16 protein-coding genes are annotated in these 16,668 nt (G+C 45.5%); 7 read left to right on the top strand and 9 right to left on the bottom strand.

The annotated features are described in order from the left end of the window. Positions 1 to 396 precede the first annotated feature (396 nt). A complete protein-coding gene (locus KA717_10925; protein UXE63125.1) occupies positions 397 to 579 on the top strand; it encodes a ssl1498 family light-harvesting-like protein in 183 nt (60 codons plus the stop codon). A gap of 789 nt (positions 580 to 1,368) precedes the next feature. Here KA717_10925 and KA717_10920 read toward each other — a convergent pair. From KA717_10920 to psb28, 3 genes are all read right to left on the bottom strand, one after another. Further along, on the bottom strand, positions 1,369 to 1,908 hold the full coding sequence (locus KA717_10920; protein ID UXE63124.1) for a hypothetical protein: 540 nt from the start codon (positions 1,906 to 1,908) through the stop codon (positions 1,369 to 1,371). Between the two features lie 330 nt (positions 1,909 to 2,238). Next, a complete protein-coding gene (hemE, locus tag KA717_10915) occupies positions 2,239 to 3,291 on the bottom strand; it encodes a uroporphyrinogen decarboxylase (GenBank protein UXE63123.1) in 1,053 nt (350 codons plus the stop codon). A gap of 153 nt (positions 3,292 to 3,444) precedes the next feature. After that, positions 3,445 to 3,780 carry a photosystem II reaction center protein Psb28 gene (gene psb28 / locus KA717_10910; protein UXE63122.1) on the bottom strand — a complete coding sequence of 112 codons (336 nt, stop codon included), beginning with the start codon at positions 3,778 to 3,780 and terminating at the stop codon, positions 3,445 to 3,447. Positions 3,781 to 3,857: 77 nt separating this feature from the next. Here psb28 and KA717_10905 point away from each other — a divergent pair, with 77 nt between their 5' ends. Further along, positions 3,858 to 5,342, top strand: a complete 1,485-nt coding sequence (locus KA717_10905; protein UXE63121.1) for an ATP-dependent DNA helicase — start codon at positions 3,858 to 3,860, stop codon at positions 5,340 to 5,342. Here the strand turns inward: KA717_10905 and KA717_10900 are convergent. Beyond that, entirely contained in the window at positions 5,339 to 6,244 is a 906-nt protein-coding gene (locus KA717_10900; protein UXE63120.1) for an NAD(P)-dependent oxidoreductase, read from the bottom strand. The genes KA717_10905 and KA717_10900 overlap by 4 nt on opposite strands. A gap of 21 nt (positions 6,245 to 6,265) precedes the next feature. Between KA717_10900 and KA717_10895 the strand changes: the two genes are divergently transcribed. The 4 genes from KA717_10895 to gltD all read left to right on the top strand — a co-directional run bounded on the left by KA717_10895 (position 6,266) and on the right by gltD (position 12,627). Continuing rightward, complete coding sequence (locus tag KA717_10895; protein ID UXE63119.1) at positions 6,266 to 7,645, top strand: cobyrinate a,c-diamide synthase; 1,380 nt, start codon at positions 6,266 to 6,268, stop codon at positions 7,643 to 7,645. 401 nt (positions 7,646 to 8,046) lie between these two features. Next, positions 8,047 to 9,972 carry an iron uptake porin gene (locus tag KA717_10890; protein ID UXE63118.1) on the top strand — a complete coding sequence of 642 codons (1,926 nt, stop codon included), beginning with the start codon at positions 8,047 to 8,049 and terminating at the stop codon, positions 9,970 to 9,972. Positions 9,973 to 10,076: 104 nt separating this feature from the next. Continuing rightward, positions 10,077 to 11,024: a cysteine synthase A gene (gene cysK / locus KA717_10885; GenBank protein UXE63117.1), complete on the top strand. Its 948-nt coding sequence runs from the start codon at positions 10,077 to 10,079 to the stop codon at positions 11,022 to 11,024. A 118-nt stretch (positions 11,025 to 11,142) separates the two neighbouring features. Continuing rightward, entirely contained in the window at positions 11,143 to 12,627 is a 1,485-nt protein-coding gene (gene gltD, locus KA717_10880; GenBank protein UXE63116.1) for a glutamate synthase small subunit, read from the top strand. A 14-nt stretch (positions 12,628 to 12,641) separates the two neighbouring features. Here the strand turns inward: gltD and tadA are convergent, their stop codons facing one another. From tadA to rpmG, 5 genes are all read right to left on the bottom strand, one after another. Beyond that, the gene (tadA, locus tag KA717_10875; protein UXE63115.1) at positions 12,642 to 13,133 is read right to left on the bottom strand and encodes a tRNA adenosine(34) deaminase TadA; all 492 of its coding nucleotides are present in this window, start codon (positions 13,131 to 13,133) and stop codon (positions 12,642 to 12,644) included. Between the two features lie 18 nt (positions 13,134 to 13,151). Beyond that, on the bottom strand, positions 13,152 to 13,529 hold the full coding sequence (locus KA717_10870) for a hypothetical protein (protein ID UXE63114.1): 378 nt from the start codon (positions 13,527 to 13,529) through the stop codon (positions 13,152 to 13,154). Positions 13,530 to 13,549: 20 nt separating this feature from the next. Continuing rightward, on the bottom strand, positions 13,550 to 15,550 hold the full coding sequence (locus KA717_10865; protein ID UXE63113.1) for a ribonuclease R: 2,001 nt from the start codon (positions 15,548 to 15,550) through the stop codon (positions 13,550 to 13,552). Between the two features lie 89 nt (positions 15,551 to 15,639). Beyond that, positions 15,640 to 15,855 carry a 30S ribosomal protein S18 gene (gene rpsR / locus KA717_10860; protein UXE64623.1) on the bottom strand — a complete coding sequence of 72 codons (216 nt, stop codon included), beginning with the start codon at positions 15,853 to 15,855 and terminating at the stop codon, positions 15,640 to 15,642. Between the two features lie 86 nt (positions 15,856 to 15,941). Beyond that, a complete protein-coding gene (gene rpmG / locus KA717_10855; GenBank protein ID UXE63112.1) occupies positions 15,942 to 16,142 on the bottom strand; it encodes a 50S ribosomal protein L33 in 201 nt (66 codons plus the stop codon). A gap of 184 nt (positions 16,143 to 16,326) precedes the next feature. Here rpmG and KA717_10850 point away from each other — a divergent pair, with 184 nt between their 5' ends. Beyond that, positions 16,327 to 16,473 (top strand): transposase family protein, encoded by a 147-nt coding sequence (locus KA717_10850; GenBank protein ID UXE63111.1) that lies wholly within the window; start codon positions 16,327 to 16,329, stop codon positions 16,471 to 16,473. Positions 16,474 to 16,668: the final 195 nt, after the last annotated feature.

Genomic DNA, 16,668 nt, shown 5'->3' with positions numbered 1-16,668 from the left:
AGGCTTTCGAGCTCGCGTCAGATGTAATCAACGAAAATTTTACAGCAATGACTAATCTATTCAAAGAAAAGCCTGACTCCTGAAAATCATAGCACCAAACATCTGACATTAAAGTACAAGCATATACAATTCTTTACACAATTCTCAAATCGTAGGTGATCGCCTCTGACTCAATCTAGAAAAGTTAAACAGCGATCATCCTCTTTGTTTGTGTTGTTCAATTATCTGTACTTTTTTTGAACTGTATCGCAAAGCCGTACTAGTCTTGTGCTTAGAACGAGCTTAAATCAGTCAATGGCTTGGGACAACAGTTTGCAATCCGATCCAGAATAAGCGAAAATACTCAGGCGGCGATATCTGCCAATCATAAATTTTTATTAACAGGAGTTTTAATCGATGTCTTATAAAGATGACGATGGACGGTTGAACAATTTTGCCAGAGAACCCAAGATCTACCAAGCCCAACCTCTAAGTCAAAAAGAACAACGCAATTATCTAATTCTGGCTGTCATTACCCTCTTGTTGGTGGGTGGTTTAATCGTGGTTGCCTTTTATGCATCGGGTTCTAGTGTGAGCTAGAGCGGTTAGTGGTTAGGGACAATGCGATTTCCACTCAAATTTTTCTTGCTGTAAAATTTTCGTTGATTACATCTGACGCGAGCTCGAAAGCCCTATCGTACCGTTTCACAGGATAATCTATCAACGAATTATTTACAGGTAGAACTATCGCGTTGATACCCACATTCCGTACTTGGCAACAAGAATTTTAATTAATACGAACAAGTCTAGATTAGCAGAAGTGCTTCCCCACAAAGGTTTCAGGAATCACAATCTGCTGATCAACAAAAGTACGCCTCTTTATGTAGCACAAAAGCACGGATAAACGCACTACTATAGTCTTTCCTTCTCCGTCTATATCTAGTGTTGTGATGGCTAATGATGCCTGCATATAGCGTGTAAATTTTAAATTATTTATTTTCTTCTAATTGGTACGGAATATGGGTTGATAGGAGGTCGGCATCAAACCTAGCAATGTATAAACTAGGGTCTGGGCTTGTACAAGAATGGTTTCCATTGTTTTGCTGTTTTTCACTTCTAAGTAGGGTCTGCTGAAAAAGTCCACAAAACTAACCTAGATGCCACAGGAGGCGAAAAATGGTGACTTCAGAGAGTAGTTTCCAATTTCAACCCCCAGTTTTCCAACGACGTGCATGGGCTTTGAGCCTCCAAAGGCCATAACCTTGCACCTGATCGTTTTTAAAATGCTTGAAAGCATTATCTGGCAAGGGTTCTATACTTATTCAGCAAGCCCTATTTAAAGCTGTCGAAAAACAACGATCAACTTAATTAGTTCAATATTAGCAAACTCTAATCTTGATTGGGGCCAGAACAAGCCGCGATCGCCGCTAGAATGACTTGTTTTTGTTCTGCATCGTAACCCCAACGTTCCAAAAAGGCTTGGTATTCTCCTTGACCTGTTTGAATCGTGCTTTTTAATCTCTGCAATTTAGCCCTTGTCTCTGGTAAATTCGTCATTTGAATCAGGGCGATCGTGCGACGACTAACCTGTTTAGACCCCTCGGCCATCTCTTGATCTTGATTGCGACCATGGGATATGGCTGTTGCTGAGGACATAGCCAAATTTTTAACCAATAACTCACTCACCACATCAGGAGAGGATTGTAGGGCTTTGACTAAACCTTGGGAAGGATGATCGGCTAAAGGGAGATCGGCGGTTAAATATATTACAAAAAAGCCCCTCGCTCCATTTTCAGTTTGCACTAAATCAGTGATTTGGGCTGTTAAGTCGGCATCGGAGATCTGGCCATCAGCAACTTGTTCTAGTAAAGTTTGGCTTTGGTTAATCGCTTCCTCAAAGGAAATCTGGGCGGGAGATTGGGTCGTCATCGATATTAAGGGTAAAAAATTGGGAGAAGGAAAATGAGGGTGAGAAGATTGCAATATAAAAGCAAGATAAAAAGTCTCGATTAACATAATATGCCTGATGTGAGTTGGAGCATGGAATGGCGTAAACTCGTTTAGTTGATGCTTTCGATGATGTTATAAACCTGTGGATCGATCCTCTGAATCGTAGTCACTTTGCCCATTAGAAAGCTATCTATCCACAGATTCAGAACACTACCGGCTTGATCTCCAAAGTTGGAGGGCTGAGAGGCAAAACAAGGGTGACAGGTGGATGTGTGTACAGGATAGAGTGAGTACTTAAGAACAAGTCCCTTAGAGCCATTGATCGGCTTTTTTGGCCGTTTCAAAGAAGCAACGTACATTCTCTTCTGGTGTACCCACTAAAACACCGTGACCTAGATTCAGAATATGTCCGCCTGTACCTGCTTTACGGATAGTATCTAAAATCCGTTCCTTAATAAAGTCATGGGAACCGAATAATACACCTGGATCAATATTGCCCTGAACTTTCATGGCTTGGCCCAACCGTTGACGAGCATCGGCCATATCCACTGTCCAATCCACACTGACAATATCAACACCAGATTTACCCATTCTTTCTAGAACTCCGGCACTGCCACTGATATAGAGAATTAACGGTGTGTCGGGATGGGTTGCTTTGACTTGACGAATGACCTGTTGTTGATAGGGCAAGGCAAAAGTATCATAATCCTGGGGACTCAGTTGACCTGCCCAGGAATCAAATAGTTGCACTACTTGAGCACCACAATCAATTTGATAACGAACATAAACCGCGATCGCGTCGGCAATTTTGCTCAGAAAACTGTGGAGAATAGCCGGTTCAGAAAAGGCCATTTGTTTGATGACCTTATAATCTTTAGAACTTTTGCCCTCGATCGCATAGGCAGCTAATGTCCAGGGAGAACCCACAAAGCCTAAGACCGTTGACTGATTACCCACTTCCTGACGCAGGGTTTTCAGAATGGTTTTGATAAAGGGTAAGGAGCGATCGGGATCAAAGGGAATGAGTTTATCCACCTGTGCTTGACTGCGAATAGGCGGATCAATAATCGGGCCTTTGCTCTCAATAATGTCAAAAGGAATGCCAATTCCAGGCAAAGGCGTTAGAATGTCCGAGAACATAATTACCCCATCCGGCTGAAAAGCTCGCCAAGGTTGTAGGGAAATTTCGATGGCCAATTCGGGATTTTCGGAGCGTTCCCGAAAACTAGGGTATTTATCCCGTAAATCTCGATAAACTTTCATGTATCGTCCTGCCTGGCGCATCATCCAAACCGGAGGACGTTTTACCACTTCGCCACGCGCTACTCGTAAAAGATAGGGGGTTTGAGATGAGTCGGTCATTATCTCTCCAAATCGTTGTATATTATGCTTTTTTTAAGCTTATCATCTGGCCGTTCTCCCCTCTATTTGAGAAATCTGACTCTTTGGATCTTTCCTCAATTTCAGGGTGAGTAGAGAAAAGTTGCCCCTACCCACAGTTAAACGCTATTAACGCTAGGCTTGGGTAAATTCCAGTCCATTTTCCTGGCCATAACGCTCCATAAAGCGCATAAAACGATCCCATTCTGGTTGAGAATTAAGGATGAGGATAGCTTCAATGGAAGTGGCCCGACCATTAATAAATTTTCCTTTAACTTCCCGACTGACAATTTCCCCTTCTTCATCAATCAGATAGATGCCGGTAATTTCATCGGTGCGATCGCTGTCAAGAATCTTAGGGGCATCAAAATAAAAACGGGCTGTGCCACTTTGGCCATTACGAGAGCGAGTGAGACGGACTTCAGGAACAACGGTTTCCTTAATCCCCTTAGAAAATTGAATTTCAGCCATACTTGCTTATCCTTAACATTGAACGTAATAATTCTTAATCATCCCATAAAGATCGAAGGGAAAGATAAATCATCGCGATGGGACTGTTAGAAACAGAGGTTCATGATGCCTTGAGGGATTGGTTACGACACCATCCTCAGTCTTTTTGGGGCCATCATTTGACGATGGGACGGCTGGTATCCCGTACATTGCGCTTAAACCGTTCCGCCTTGATCCAAACTGGGACGCTCGGCGATCGCTACCATTTAAGCTATTTAATTCCTGCCCTACTCAGTGCCATTCCCCTCCAAATTGTGGTTTCTCCCCCTCGTCAAAAGCATCTACAGGAACAGGATCTTCCCGCTCTACAGGCCTGGTTAACAGCCTATCGTGGACAAACCATTCAATCATCTATTCAAGTCTTAACGCCAGAACAATGGTTTAACCAGGGATTTCAGACCGACGGCTCTCCCCAGATTAAACTGCCCACCGTCATCGATCAGGCTGATTATCTAGAAAATTGGGCCAGGGACTATTTTGGTCAAAACCTAAGGCGATCTGATTGGGAAAACCTAAGCCAACGCTTGCCGCCCTTACAGGAAAAAATTCGGGATCTGCAAATTCATTTAACCAAAGCCCTTTTCTCCCGTCCCCCGAATCCCTACGAATGTTATCCCCTAACCCCAGAGGAAGAAAGCATTCTCATAACCTATTTACCGCAACTAACGGCGATCGCGCCTTGCAACCATCCCGTACAATTTTTTTGGCAAACCTGGCAGACCCAAAGCGACAACTCTTTACTATTTGCGAAATTAGAACGTCCCAGTGGGCAATTTAGTCTCCATCTTAGTCCTGTCCATCTTGCCCAATTACTGCAACCCTACTGGCAAAATCCTGTGGTGATTATCGGGGGCTTTTTAGATGCGGATAAACCGGCTACTACCTTTCGTCAAACCCTCGGCTTAGGTGAGCTACTCTGTTTAAAGTTTTCCCCCAATCGTCAAACCGAATCCATTCAGGTCTATTTGCCCGAAAAGCTACCCTTTCCCAATACTCCCGAATTTAAAAGTGTTTTATTTGAGCAGGTACAGCGTTTAATCCGAGCCAGTTTAGGACTTCAGTTAACTATTGTTATTCTATTGGACGATTTTCCCCTGAAAGCTTTTTTGGGAACCCTCTTAGCCGCCGAGTTTGGAGCCAGGGTACAGGTAGAAAAACTTCATTTAACCTCTGGCAGCATCTTGATTAGTGGCTGGGATTTTTGGTGTCAACAGCAAGAACAATTACCCACTCCCCACCTACTCATTCTGGGAACTTTACCCTTGCCCTCCCTGGAGCATCCCCTGGTAGCCCGACGAGTCAACTACTACAAAAGCCATCATCAGGATTGGTTTCGAGGTTATCTACTACCAACGGCGATCAAGGCTTTGCAACAGGCGGTTATGCCTCTACGGGACAAGCAAGGCATGATTGCGGTTTTTGATCCGCGTGTTAATTCTCGAAGTTACGGTTCCCAAATATTGGCGGCCCTGGAACCCTATGCCAAAAGTAACTATATTGATCCCAGTTGGTTTCGGAATTAGACATTTTCCCGATAGGCCCGGATCATGGCTTGAGTTCCCTGTTCTTCTCCTCCCATTTCCTGTACCTGTTTAAAAAGCTTTTCAGCTAGTTCCAGGCCAGGTAAACTTTCTTCCGTCAAACTTGCCCTTACTAAACGGAGATCCTTGAGAATATGCTTGATCATAAAACCTGGCGCGAAATCTGATCTTGCCACTTTTGTCCCCAGGTTGGCCAAAGCCCAGGAACCTCCGGCCCCACTATTACAGACCTCAATCATTAACTGGGGATCTAAATCAAAATTTTCGGCCAGTTGCATCGCCTCACAGAGGGCCACCATATGTAAACTACAGAGGATCTGGTTACAGAGTTTGACCGCTTGCCCACTACCGCGATCGCCGCAATGAACAATTTTTTGTCCGAGGGTCTGGAGAATGGGTAAAGCTTCCTCAAAATCAGCCTCATCACCTCCCACCATAATGGTCAAGGTTCCGTTTCTGGCTCCAATATCACCCCCTGAAATAGGTGCGTCAAGAAACCGTAATCCCTGGGATTGGAGTTTAAGATTAATTTCCTGGGCTGCTTGGGGGCCAATGGTGCTGAAATCCACAATCAGAGTGTTAGGTCGAGCCTGGGCGGCAATGCCGTCTGTCCCAAAAATAACCGACTGAATATCAGCCACATCACTTACACAGGTGAAAACCATAGACGCATCCTGTACCGTCTCAGCTAAACTCGCTAAAACTTCTACGCCTGCTTGCCTGGCTTGTTGGACGAGAAGGCGATCTGGTGTGCGATTCCAGGCTTTAACCGGATAACCCGCCTTAACCAAATTTTGGGCCATCGGGCTACCCATGACACCTAAACCGATGAAGGCCAAGGAGGATGAGGAGGTTGGGGAGGTTGGGGAGGTTAAATTATTCATATTAATTTTGAGTTAATTGGCATGACCTTAATTATTGCTGGAGAACGGAGTGGGGTTGGTAAAACGACGATTACTTTAGCTATTTTGGCTTTTTTGGCCCAGAAACAGGCCAAAGTCCAATCCTATAAAGTGGGGCCTGACTATATTGATCCGATGTTTCATACCGCCGTGACAGGACGGCCCTGTCGTAACTTAGATCCGGTTTTAACCTCAGAAAGCTATGTGCAAGCTTGCTATGCCCGCCATTGCCAAACCGTTGACTATGCCCTAATTGAAGGGGTGATGGGCTTATTTGATGGTATTCCTTTTGAGGAATGCTCCGATTTTGCTTCTACGGCCCATATTGCCCGTCTTCTCAAATTGCCCGTTCTCCTCGTGATTGACTGTGCTCGCCTATCCGGTTCTGTCGCCGCGATCGCCTCTGGTTATCAACATCTTGATCCTGAAGTTTCTATTATTGGCGTTATTCTCAATCGAGTCGGCAGCGATCGCCATCTATTTCTACTTAGACAAGCCCTCGAACCTATTAATCTACCCATTCTGGGAGTACTCGATCGTTCCGATCAATTAACAATTCCCGATCGCCATTTAGGTTTAATCCCCACCGACGAATTATCTCAACTTAATCAGTTATTTGCCCAACTCGCCACCCTGGCAGCCCAATCCTTTAACTGGGAAAAACTCCTCCCCCTCCTCTCCCCCTCTCCCCGTCCCCCCGTCCCCCCGTCCCCCCCTCTCCCCTTTCTCCCCTTTCTCCCCTCTTCCCCTCGCATTGCCATCGCCCGCGATCGCGTCTTTAACTTCTACTACCCTGACAACCTAGATTTGTTAACCGTCAACGGAGCCGAACTCGTCTTTTGGAGTCCCCTAGAAGAGAGCAAGCTACCTGAAAATATTCACGGACTATACCTGGGCGGTGGTTTTCCCGAAATGTACGCCGAAACCCTCAGTGCCAATTTTCCTCTGCGTCAACAATTAAGAGCAGCTATTCTGGCTGGACTACCAACCTATGCCGAATGTGGCGGACTCATGTATCTCTGTCAATTCCTCATCGATTTTGGCGGTAAAGTCTGGCCAATGGTGGGGATTTTGCCTACCCAAACCGTCATGGGACAGAAATTAACCCTCGGCTACCGTCAAGCGATCGCTCTCAATGGTCCCTTTCTTTCTCCTGGCAACACCCTTCGAGGCCATGAATTTCACCGCTCCAATCTTTCTATACAGTCTGAATCCCCCCTTTTTTCCCTCCAAGGTCTTCTACCTTCAGATTCCCCTAAAATAGAAGGCTGGCATCATTACCAACTTCATGCCTCCTATCTCCATCTTCACTTTGGAGCCAATTCCCAATTCCTTAAAAATTTTTTACAATCTTGCCTTGCCTTTTCCAAAAAGCTACGTTAAGCTGTCAACATAAACCGATTCAGTAAATTCCGTACAGGAAATAAGGAGGTGATGTCCATGAGTGAAAGCAGTAAAAGCATGGGTCATCTGATTGGAGTTAACCGGCTGTGCGCCGGAGCCGCTCTCTAAACAATAAGTTCCTCTTTTCCCGAACCATTGTTCAAGCGAGTTCCTTCCGGCAGCTAGGTTTCAATCAGTCTTGACCTGACTAGACCGCTTTTCTGGCCTTGGTGTCAGGGAAGCGGATAGTTCTAAAGGGGCCTCGCCAATCTCTATCTCTTTCCGATAATAATGTTAAAAAAAGTTATTTATTCCCCGATCTGAAAAAGCTGTGTATAATGAAGGGGAATATAGGACTACTAGACCTATACGTCGAATCAAGGTGTGAGGAAACGATCAGTATGCTTAAACTACTTTGGAAATCTTTGCTGGTTAGCCCAGCTATTATTGGAGCCGCTCTAGCTGCTACTTCGGCCCAAGCTGTTCCCGCTACCAGTGGAAATGGTACTAACAGTAGCTCTCAGATTTTAAATCAAGTCGATACCTACGCGAATGAAGGTCAAGCCAACACAGCAGATCAGGTAACGAGTGTTAGCGAACTTCGTGACGTAGAACCCACTGCTTGGGCTTATGAAGCTCTTAAAAGCTTAGTAGAACGTTATGGTTGTATCGTTGGTTACCCAGATCGTACCTTCCGAGGAAATCGTGCTCTTAGCCGTTGGGAATTCGCGGCTGGTTTAAATGCTTGTATGAACGTCATGGAGCGTTTAATCCAAGAGAACGTTGCCGTTTTACGGGAAGATATCGACAAACTCAAACGCCTCATGCAAGAGTTTGAAGCCGAACTGGCGGCCTTAGGTGCGCGGGTTGATAACCTTGAAGCTCGGACTTCGTTCTTAGAAGATCACCAGTTCTCTACTACCACCAAGTTGACTGGGGAAGTGATCATCGCTCCCACAGCCATCTTCAACACCAAAAACCCTCTTAACGGCACGGCGGACAATAACCAAGCCGTTATGCAAGATCGGGTTCGTTTACAGTTCAACACCAGTTTCAGTGGCAATGACTTATTGGTTACTCGTTTAGCGGCCGGTAGTGCTTCTCGCTTTCAGTCCTTTAATCAAACCAATAACGTCTATAACCCCAATATCAATAGTGGTCAACAGCTTGGAATCGCCAATGGTCCTTTAGAAAGCCCGACCATGACCCAGCAGTTTAACCTAGCTCCCAGCACCAATAACAGTGTTTCAGTTGACTGGTTAGCTTACTACGTTCCTATTGATCTGGGTAAAGATTTCCGTCTGAACACCTACATTGCCGGTTGGGGTGGTCAATGGTCTGACTTTGTTCCCACTTTAAACCCCTACTTTGAAGATTACGATGGTGGTAAGGGTGCTTTAAGTGAATTCTCCCAACGTAACCCTATCTACCAAATCGGTGGCGGTGCTGGTGTTGGGGTTAGCCTTCAACTTGGTTTCCTTGAAGGAATTCTTGGCCCCAGTTCCTTAAGTTTCGGTTATTTAGCAGGCTCGGCTAACAATCCTAATAGCGGTCAGAGCACCACTAACCCTGCAACCGGTAATAACTATACCTTCTCTGATGGTGGCAACGGTCTCTTTAATGGCAACTATGGTGCTTTAGCCCAGTTAAATACCAATATTTCTGACAGCATTAACATTGCTTTAACCTACGTTAACGCCTATTCGACTCCTGATAGCGCGATCTTTAACCAAGGTGGCAAAGGCGGTCCTGGTATCGTTGGAACTACCGCAGCTAACCTCTCTCGTTCTACTATGAATGATGCCTTTGCGGCTGGCTCTGTTGGTACTGTTCCTACGCCAACGACGGAATATAACTCTCAGAGTAGCTATGGTGGAGCCGGAGATGGAACCACTGGTAACTTCATCAATCCCTTTGATTTTGGTGGCAAACAAACCAATAGCTATGGTATTCAGGGAGCTTGGAAAGTTGCTGACTGGTTAAACTTCAGCGCCTTTGGAAGCTACACCAACGTTAATGTTCGAGGTGCTGGCAACGGCAGTATCTGGACTTATGGCGGTGGTTTTGCTCTCCCCGACTTCGGTAAAGAAGGTAACATTTTAGGTATCTTTGCCGGTGTCCAACCTTATCTGACTGGTTTTACAAATTCGGGTAATAACCTACTCTTACCTCGTACCAATCCAGTTCAGGTCGAAATGTTCTACAAGTATCAAGTTACTGATAATCTGTCTCTAACTCCTGGTGTTATCTGGATTTCTAAACCAGAACAGAGCACCAATTCCAAAGATGCAGTTATTGGAACCTTGCGCGGAACCTTCACGTTCTAGGTCATAATTCCAATCTGAGAAATCTTAAAATTCATTTTGACCCTGCCCGCGGCGGGGTTTTTTCGTTATACCATTCACAAAGGAGTCACTCAGTTAGAAAATCCATGAAAATTGCCAAAAATGTCACAGAGTTGATTGGTCATACCCCCTTAGTTCAACTCAATCGTATTCCGATCGCCGAAGGTTGTGTTGCTCAAATTGTGGTCAAGTTGGAGGGTATGAATCCAGCCGCTTCGGTCAAGGATCGGATTGGGGTTAATATGATTAATCGGGCAGAACAGGAAGGGTTAATTACGCCAGGAGAAACTATTTTGGTAGAACCGACTTCTGGCAACACGGGTATTGCTCTAGCCATGGTGGCTGCGGCCAAAGGTTATCAGTTAATTTTGACCATGCCAGAGACCATGAGTCAGGAACGACGGGCAATGTTGCGTGCCTATGGTGCTCAGTTAGAGTTAACGCCTGGTAGTGAGGGAATGAGTGGTTGTATCCGACGGGCCCAGGAAATTGCCGCGACGTTTCCCCATGCTTATATCTTGCAACAGTTTAATAATCCCGCCAATCCCGAAATTCATCGTTTATCGACGGCTGAGGAAATCTGGACTGATACAGATGGGCAGATTGATTTTTTAATTGCCGGTGTGGGTACGGGGGGAACGATTACAGGGGTTGCTGAGGTGCTGAAGTCCCGTAAGCCTAGTTTTATGGCGATCGCCGTTGAACCGCAGAATAGTCCAATCTTATCAGGTGGAAAACCTGGCCCCCACAAAATTCAGGGCATTGGGGCGGGCTTTGTCCCGGAGGTCTTAAAACAAGAATTGATCGATGAGGTGATCACGGTGACGGATGAAGAAGCCATCCACTATGGCCGTCGTTTAGCGCGGGAAGAAGGACTATTATCTGGTATTTCCAGTGGTGCGGCTCTTTGTGCAGCGATTAAGGTCGGTAAACGTCCTGAAAATCGAGATAAGTTGATCGTGATGATTCAACCGAGTTTTGGAGAACGTTATTTGAGTACACCTTTATTTCAAGAGTTAGATGCCCCAAACTAGAAAAGACTGGATTGCTTAAAGATAAAGAATTTAGATAATGCCAACAAATCTAGATAAAAGCATTTCAGAATATCAGAGAAAGAATTACCATGATCACAGAGACCTTTGAGGAATAACTATGGGAAAACCCACTGGCTTTTTAGAATATGCCCGCGAACTCCCGACGGAATTAACCCCCAGCGATCGCCTGCATAACTGGGATGAATTCCATCTCCCCATGCCCGACGAAAAAGTACAAACCCAGGGCGCACGTTGTATGGATTGTGGCACACCCTTTTGCCATACCGGAACCATCATTAGCGGCATGGCCAGTGGTTGTCCCATTAATAATCTGATTCCTGAATTTAATGATCTCGTTTATCGGGGCTTGTGGCGCGAGGCATTAGAGCGTTTACATAAAACCAATAACTTTCCTGAATTTACGGGCCGAGTTTGTCCTGCCCCCTGCGAAGGTTCTTGTGTGTTGGGCATTAATAATCCCCCCGTCACCATTAAAAATATCGAATATTCGATTATTGATAAAGGCTGGCAAGAGGGTTGGATTACTCCCGAACTTCCAGCTAAACGAACAGGCAAAAAAGTTGCCATCATTGGTTCTGGCCCGGCGGGTCTTTCAGCAGCAGCCCAACTCAATAAAGCGGGTCATTGGGTGACAGTCTATGAACGAGCCGATCGCCCTGGCGGTTTACTGATGTATGGCATTCCCAATATGAAACTGGACAAGGAAGGGGTGGTGCTACGTCGCTTGAATGTCTTGGAGGCCGAAGGTGTCACCTTTGTTTGCAATACGGAAGTAGGTAAAGATTTACCCGTAGAAACCCTGCTCCAGGATTTTGACTCGGTGATTCTTTGCACTGGAGCCACAAAACCCAGGGATCTGCCCATAGAAGGACGTTCCTTACGGGGCATTCATTTTGCGATGGATTTTCTAACAGCGAATACTAAAACCATTTTAGATCAGAGTCAGAAGGAGGACTTTATTTCTGCCGAAGGTAAAGATGTGGTGATTATTGGTGGTGGTGATACCGGAACCGATTGCGTCGGCACCTCCCTCAGACATGGCTGTAAAAGCTTAGTGCAGTTAGAAATTATGCCCAAGCCTCCCCAGGAGAGAGCAGCCAATAATCCCTGGCCTGAATGGCCCAAGGTGTATAAATTAGATTACGGTCAAGAAGAGGCTGAAGCGGTTTTTGGTAGTGATCCCAGAGCTTATCTGCGAACGGCAACTCATTTTGAAGGAGATGAAACGGGTCAAGTTAAAGCGGTTCATACGGTGGAAGTGCAATGGGAAAAGAATGAAAAAGGTCAATTTATTCCCAAACAGATTCCTGGCACAGAGAAAATTTTACCCGCCCAACTAGTTCTCTTGGCGATGGGTTTTCTAGGGCCAGAAGAACCTTTATTAGCAGCCTTGAAATTAGAGCGCGATGGTCGCGGTAACGTGAAGGCCGACTACGGACAGTATGAAACTAGTCTGCCTGGTGTTTTTGCAGCCGGAGATTGTCGTCGGGGTCAAAGTCTAGTGGTCTGGGCTTTTAATGAGGGTCGAGGAGCCGCTAAAGCCTGCGATCGCTATTTAATGGGAGAAACCGATCTACCCTAGGTTAAATGCTAATTTTAAAGGGTTTTTAAACGGCGTTGTTGAGTAAACCAGGTTTGTAACTGTTCTCGACAAGTCGTTTCTAAAATACCGGCAATAACTTTGAGACGATGATTGGAAGCGGGGCTATCGGGTAAATTAAAAACTGCCCGAATGGTTCCGCTTTTTGGATCGTCTGCGCCATAAACCAGCAATCCTAGACGAGCCTGGATGATCGCCCCCGTACACATAGGACAGGGTTCTAGGGTGACGTAGAGGGTACAGTTTTCGAGATGCCAAGTTTTGAGAGCTTGACTAGCATCCCGAATGGCCAGAATTTCGGCATGGGCAGTGGGATCTTGATCCTGTTCTTTACGGTTATAGGCAGTACTGATGACTTGTCCCTGATCATTAACAATGATTGCTCCGACAGGAACATCTCCCCTCTTTGCCGCCACTGCCGCTAATTGAATGGCTTTCTGCATCCAATCGCAATGTCTAGCGTAAATTTCTGGGGTTAATCCTAACATTGTGGGATTATTACCGAATTATGACTGCTGAAAATAACGAGGATTACTTTGCCAAATTTGCTCCAAAAATTGACGCAGCTGTTGCTTACTCAGAGAGTCTCCTTCCTCAACCTCCTCCTCTAAGTGCATCATCAATGGCAAAACCTCCAGATCTAAAGCTGGACGAAATAGAGGTAACGGATAGGCCACATCAGAAGTTAAGCGGACATCCCACAACTCTTCAGCCTCCTGCAAGCTATTGATCGTAGAGATATCGTTAGCAAAAACTGCCAACATCAAAGGACGTATCCAACACAGTTGTCTCGACTCAATAATCTGAATGACCTCTCCGTACAAATAGTTATTTTGATGTTCCAAACAAACAATTTGACTGGGTTTAAAGAAAGGTTTTAGCATTGCTCTAGTGCTGATAAACTCTAGCTTTCATTGGCTAATAATTCCCGAAAACGAATTTCATCTCGATGGGGATCGGCCCGACTGACTTGCACCGCTAGGCGATCGCCGGGGGAAACAGGACGTTCAAAACGATGAGGTAATTCTAGACCTAACTCTTCCAATAAAATTAAGCCCAGATTTTCATCCTCCCGCAACCAACGCAGCATTAACCCTTGCCATACCTGATCCGCATTGCGACGCAAATATTCCAAGCTCCAATAGCGATTGGTTTGCCGCTCCACCGAAGTCGCCTCCTGGGAAGAGAGCGTAACACTGTAAAGAATTTGTTGTACCTGATCCCCAGCAAAGGGCAATGCCTCACCTCGTAGATGGGCTTTTAATTGAAAATGGGTCAGTAGATCCGTATAGCGACGAATGGGAGAAGTCACCTGGGTATAGGTATCCAATCCTAAACTGGCATGACGATAGGGCGTGATACTAATTTCGCTACGGGGCATACAACGCCTTACCGCACAAGCTCGCACCGGGCCAGGGGGCAAAGATAATAACTCCTCTTCAGAAGGTAATTCCGGTTGGGGTTGACCGCGAAAGGGAACGGGTAAATTATTCTCTTGGCAATAACGTCCTGCCACTTCCCCCGCCAGAATCATCATCTCTGCTACTAACTGCCGCGAAAAAGAGGCTTCTAATAATTGAATAATAATTTCATCCTCAGACTTAACCTTGATGACCGCCTCTGGCATTTTGATATTAATGGCTCCCTGGGACTTGCGCCAATCCTTACGTAATTTTGCTGCCGTTGCCAGGATTTCAATCTCTGGTTCCGCCTGAATTCGCATCTGGAGCATTTCGTCCACATCTTCGTAGGTCAGACGATAGGTCGGCTTAATCAAACTCGCATGGATACTGTAGTCCAGAATTTCCCCTGTTTCTCCCAAAATGACCCCAAAACTGAGAGCGGGACAGAATTTACCCTGAACGAGGCTCATGGGGCCGATCGCCAATTCCGTTGGGAACATAGAGATCATGCCCGTGGGTAAATAAAGACTAGTACTGCGTTTACGGGCTTCTAAATCCAACTCATCGTTGGGAAAAACAAAGCGACTGGGATCGGCAATGTGAATCCAGAGCTTATGACTACCATCACTCAAAAACTCTACACTCAGACCGTCATCTATTTCCTCAGTACTCTCATCGTCAATGGTATAGACCTTCAGCCAGGTCAGATCCAGACGTTGTGGGTCAGGATCGGGTGGTGGTGAATGGAGGACAGAGTAAGCCAAGTCAAGTACCTTTTTAGAAAACTGACGGGGGTAGGAACTACGACGCAAAAAGAGATTTTCATGACGCTGCCACCAGCCTAATTCTACCAATAAGCTAAAGGCCGCTTCTGGGGTGTGATGACGATCTAGCAGTTGTAAGACTTCTTCGGCCTGACGATGACTTAGTTCGGGCTGCAAGACTAAACGCTCTAGGGACTCCAAACGGGGACGATCGCTGTCTATCCATTCTACCGACTCTCCGGCGATCGCTTGTTGCAAACGAGTCAGAAAACCAGCTTTTTCCTGTTGACGTTGCAGTTCAACGCTTTGTTGATGCTTAATCTCTTCAACCTGGGAAATGGAGCGAGGTTCGTAACTATCGCCCTTATTTTTAAAATAAATCTTATCTTCAGCCAATAAACAGTGGGCTGCATAACAAAAGACAGGACTTTGCTCCGAAAAAAGCAATTGAGCCATTTCTTGCGGCGTTACCGTTGCCCCGTCTTCAACTAAAATCTCCCAAGCCACCTCTAAATGCTCTGGCTCAAGATAATTCTGTACTTCCTGAAGAAAACCTTTAATCTCCGTCGGTTGATAGGGCCCACCTAAAACTTCATATTCAACCCGTTGGGGACGTAACTTGTGGGACTGTCCCCCTTGATCAACGACAATCCAATCCTTTTTGCCATCTGGGCGGTCTGCCACCGCTAAACGGCGTTCTCCTTGCAGCCTAAATTCGACCAGTTTTCCTTTTTCCACCGAGATTACTCTTTTTTGGATAGATTGCAGATTTGCTACGGGTGAAAGGGAGGAATCTAATCCATCCCCATCTAGACCCTAGAATCAGGTTAGGCTTCTTGGTTAACAAAGGGAAGGAGTGCCACTAGACGCGCCCGTTTAACGGCGGTGGTCAGATCCCGTTGCTGTTTGGAGGTTAAACCCGTAATACGACGGGGAAGAATTTTGCCGCGCTCAGTGATAAATTTACGCAGTAGATCTGTATCTTTATAGTCAATCGGTTGTTTGGGAGAGAGGGGCGAAAGCCGTTTGCGATAGTAGTTCATGAGGATAATAACGGGGTCTAAGGATAGGAAATAATGCGCTATTGAAGAAATGAGACTCAAAAAGAGAGGATCTAAGACTTCTGAGACTATTTAATTTCTTTGTGGACGGTATGTTGATTGCAATGGGGACAGAACTTTTTCAGTTCCAGACGGGCGGTGGTATTGCGACGGTTTTTGGTCGAGGTATAACGAGAAACCCCAGGCGATCGCTTGGCAGGATTACTGCGGCATTCCGTACATTCTAGGGTGATGATCAGACGCGCACCCTTTCCTTTTTTACTGGCCATAGTGATTGAGCGAGATTGATTGTAATTTACACGCAATTGCTGATTATCTCATAAAAGTGCAAGGGTTGGCAGCCCTTGGCGAAAAGTATCCAGGGCGAACGCATCTAAAAATGATACAGATGCAAGAACATTATAGAGGGATGGATAAGGGAAAATAAGGGAAAGTGCATAGAAAACAAAAGCGATGAAACTCCGACCCAAATATAGACTGGTAGAACACTTTGCCGAAATAGATGACCCTCGCATCGAACGAACAAAACGGCATAAACTCATTGATGATGTTATAAACCTGTGGATCGATCCTCTGAATCGTAGTCACTTTGCCCATTAGAAAGCTATCTATCCACAGATTCAGAACACTACCAAAAACTCAGAGATTAGGTCAATATCTCTTGTATCCATAAAAACAAGATCGTGTCTGTATCCTATGTTACCGTTTGAATTTGGAATTGCTGTTCTGTAATAGATAAAACCTAAATTTTCTATTGATTCTCGCCTTTTCTGCTTTCCCATCGGTCAGAATTGA

This window comes from Woronichinia naegeliana WA131, assembly GCA_025370055.1.
In the GTDB taxonomy this organism is placed as follows: domain Bacteria; phylum Cyanobacteriota; class Cyanobacteriia; order Cyanobacteriales; family Microcystaceae; genus Woronichinia; species Woronichinia naegeliana.
The sequence above is the reverse complement of the archived record's forward strand: the minus strand, read 5'-3'. Positions and strand labels throughout refer to the sequence as shown.